The organism is Pseudomonas sp. S3(2024) (assembly GCF_036861315.1).
Taxonomy (GTDB): domain Bacteria; phylum Pseudomonadota; class Gammaproteobacteria; order Pseudomonadales; family Pseudomonadaceae; genus Aquipseudomonas; species Aquipseudomonas putida_A.
On record NZ_JAZAQQ010000023.1, the window covers coordinates 1 to 2,992 of the forward strand.

At 53.2% G+C, this 2,992-nt stretch carries 4 protein-coding genes and 3 tRNA genes; all 7 read left to right on the top strand.

What is annotated here, in order from left to right; genetic code table 11:
- The first annotated feature begins 186 nt into the window (after positions 1 to 186).
- On the top strand, positions 187 to 1,140 hold the full coding sequence (gene birA / locus VLA07_RS27005) for a bifunctional biotin--[acetyl-CoA-carboxylase] ligase/biotin operon repressor BirA (RefSeq protein WP_333992637.1): 954 nt from the start codon (positions 187 to 189) through the stop codon (positions 1,138 to 1,140).
- Positions 1,130 to 1,879: a pantothenate kinase gene (locus VLA07_RS27010; RefSeq protein WP_333992638.1), complete on the top strand. Its 750-nt coding sequence runs from the start codon at positions 1,130 to 1,132 to the stop codon at positions 1,877 to 1,879. The genes birA and VLA07_RS27010 overlap by 11 nt, the downstream gene beginning before the upstream one ends.
- Positions 1,880 to 1,886: 7 nt before the next feature.
- Positions 1,887 to 2,324 carry a hypothetical protein gene (locus tag VLA07_RS27015; RefSeq protein WP_027614313.1) on the top strand — a complete coding sequence of 146 codons (438 nt, stop codon included), beginning with the start codon at positions 1,887 to 1,889 and terminating at the stop codon, positions 2,322 to 2,324.
- Between the two features lie 142 nt (positions 2,325 to 2,466).
- A tRNA-Tyr gene (locus VLA07_RS27020) sits at positions 2,467 to 2,551 on the top strand.
- A gap of 24 nt (positions 2,552 to 2,575) precedes the next feature.
- Positions 2,576 to 2,649: transfer RNA gene (locus VLA07_RS27025), tRNA-Gly, on the top strand.
- Between the two features lie 26 nt (positions 2,650 to 2,675).
- Positions 2,676 to 2,751: transfer RNA gene (locus VLA07_RS27030), tRNA-Thr, on the top strand.
- Between the two features lie 84 nt (positions 2,752 to 2,835).
- The coding region (locus VLA07_RS27035; RefSeq protein ID WP_232554967.1) for a GTP-binding protein at positions 2,836 to 2,992 on the top strand (157 nt) is incomplete at its 3' end.

Below are 2,992 nucleotides of genomic sequence, written 5' to 3' on the forward strand. Positions count from 1 at the left end.
CATCGCCGATGGTAGTGTGGGGTTTCCCCATGTGAGAGTAGGTCATCGTCAAGATTAAATTCCGAAACCCCAATTGCGAAAGCAGTTGGGGTTTTGTTTTGCCTGCAGGAAAGTGCTGCGCTTGATTTCTATGCAATCGCCCGGCTCATGGCTATTATTCGGACCTCATTGTGAGGCGAGACCTGCATGCTGACGTTGTTGAATCTATTAAAGGATGGTCGATTCCATTCCGGCGAGGCTCTGGGGGTTACCCTGGGAATCAGTCGAAGTGCGGTGTGGAAGCAGCTTCAGCATCTTGAGGCTGAGCTCGGGTTGTCCATAAACAAAGTCCGGGGCAGAGGCTATCAACTGGCTGCACCCTTGACGCTCCTCGACCCCCTGAAGATTAGTGCCTTAGCAGCAGTTTGGCCGATTACAGTCTTTGATTCCATCGATTCCACTAACGCAGAGGCGCTTCGCGCGATCAATCAGGGTCGAGCGGCGCCGTTTCTGGTATTGGCCGAACGACAGATTTCCGGTCGCGGTCGCCGAGGCCGCAAATGGGTAAGCCCTTTTGCTGAAAATCTCTACTACAGCCTGGTCCTGCGCATTGAAGGTGGCATGCGCCAGCTTGAGGGCTTGAGTCTGGTGGTCGGTTTGGCTGTTATGCATGCCCTGCGAAAGCTGGGGGTGGCGGGCGCAGGATTGAAGTGGCCCAACGATGTGCTGGTCGGGAACAAGAAAATCGCAGGTATTCTTCTTGAGCTAGTGGGGGATCCGGCAGATGTTTGCCATGTGGTGCTGGGTATAGGCATTAATGTGAACATGCAGGTTGCTGAGGAAGTTGACCAGCAATGGACGTCAATTCGACTCGAGACGGGTCAAACCTGCGATCGCAACGTTTTGGTGGCTGAGCTGAGCGAGCAGCTGAGCGGTTATATCCAGCGTCATCAGGTCCATGGTTTCTCTGCGTTCCAGGAGGAATGGGAAAAGGATCACATGTGGCAAGGTCGCCCGGTTTCTTTGGTTGCGGGCGTTAGTCATATAGAAGGCGTAGTGCTTGGCATTGATAGCCAGGGTGCGCTGCGCTTGAAGGTGGACGGCGTGGAAAAAGTATTTAGTGGTGGCGAGCTCAGTCTGAGGTTGCGTGATGATTCTTGAGCTCGACTGTGGGAATAGCTTTATCAAGTGGCGCGTATTGAATACGGCTGCTGGCGGACTTTTCGCGGAAGGTGTTGTCGACTCGGATCAAGCTCTGGTGAATAGCTTGTGCGCATTTGGCAGCCTGTCGTTGCGTAAATGTCGGTTGGTCAGCGTAAGAACCAGCGAAGAAACTGCTGCGCTCACCCGAATTCTCGAGCAGACGTTCGGCATCTCGGTCGTGTGCGCCAAGTCGGCCAGTGAAATGTCTGGTGTCAGGAATGGCTATGACGACTATGAACGCTTGGGACTGGATCGCTGGCTGGCGATGCTCGGTGGCTTTCATCTGGCTGCCGGCGCCTGTCTTATTCTGGATTTTGGCACTGCTGTGACGGCCGACTTTATTAATGCCGAAGGTGAGCACCTGGGGGGATTCATTTGCCCAGGAATGCCCTTGATGCGTAACCAGTTACGTACACATACCCGGAAAATCCGTTATGGGGACTTGGCTGCCGAAAAAGCGTTGACGAGCCATGCTCCGGGGCGCAGTACCGTCGAGGCGGTGGAGCGAGGGTGCTCATTAATGTTGAGAGGTTTCGTTCTGACCCAGATGGAAATGGCTCGATCCTATTGGGGGGAGCGCTTTGCTGTCTTTATTACCGGTGGCGATGCTGGATTGGTGGCGGACGTCGTGCCTGATGCTCGGATCGTCCCTGACCTGGTATTTGTAGGGTTGGCGATGGCGTGTCCTTTAACTTGAGGTTTGTATGCGTTGGTTGTTCCTGCTGCTCGTTGTTCTCAATGTGTTCTATTACGTCTGGCATCAGCAGGAGGCGCCCTTGCGTGCAAAAGATGTCACTCCTCTCAGCATGTACCGCGGGTCCCAGCAAGATATTCGCTTATTGAGTGAGGCGACTGGTGACTCGGCGGGAGTGCAAGGCGCGCGCCATGCCGGACAGGAGTGTCTGTTTTTGGGTGGTTTGACTCAAGAAAGCAGCCTTTCCGCGCTACAGATGCGTCTAGCGGGCATGAGTGTGAAGGTTCAGGCATCGCAAAAGGATCTTCCCGAGCCTGGATATTGGTTGCGCATTGCGCCCGAGAGCCAGCGTTTATTGGGGGATGTGCAGTTGCAGAACCTTTCCAAGGAATTCAATGAGTTAAAACATAAAATAATGCTGTGTGAGGGGGTTGCACCGCTGGAATAGTTTGCATAGAATGGCGCCCGCTCCACAGCGAACACCTAAACAGGTTGTCAAAGCGGAGCGGTGTCAACGCAGCTAACCTCAGGTTTTTAATGAGAAAATGCTTGACAGAAGGTCGGCATAGTATAGAATGCCGGCTCGCTTAGGAGGGGTTCCCGAGCGGCCAAAGGGATCAGACTGTAAATCTGACGTCTACGACTTCGAAGGTTCGAATCCTTCCCCCTCCACCATTTTTAGCGTGAGCTGCAAGCTCCGCGGGTATAGTTTAGTGGTAGAACCTCAGCCTTCCAAGCTGATGATGCGGGTTCGATTCCCGCTACCCGCTCCAAGTTTGCAGGTTGTGCAAAGTGTTACGCTCTTGTAGCTCAGTTGGTAGAGCACACCCTTGGTAAGGGTGAGGTCAGCGGTTCAAATCCGCTCAAGAGCTCCATATAACAAGGCAGATATGAAAATATCTGCCTTTGTTTTAATGGTAGATATCGTTCGTCTGATTCTTCTGTTGAGGGTGTTATCGATGGCTAAGGAAAAATTTGATCGTTCCCTGCCCCACGTCAACGTAGGGACCATTGGTCACGTTGACCACGGTAAAACCACTCTGACCGCTGCTCTGACTCGCGTCTGCTCCGAAGTTTTCGGTTCGGCCGTAGTTGAATTCGACAAGATCGACAGCG

Bases quoted from the DNA above. Each gene is read 5' to 3' on its own strand.
- birA (WP_333992637.1), top strand. From the start codon at position 187: ATGCTGACGTTGTTGAATCTATTAAAGGATGGTCGATTCCATTCCGGC.
- VLA07_RS27010 (WP_333992638.1), top strand. From the start codon at position 1,130: ATGATTCTTGAGCTCGACTGTGGGAATAGCTTTATCAAGTGGCGCGTA.
- VLA07_RS27015 (WP_027614313.1), top strand. From the start codon at position 1,887: ATGCGTTGGTTGTTCCTGCTGCTCGTTGTTCTCAATGTGTTCTATTAC.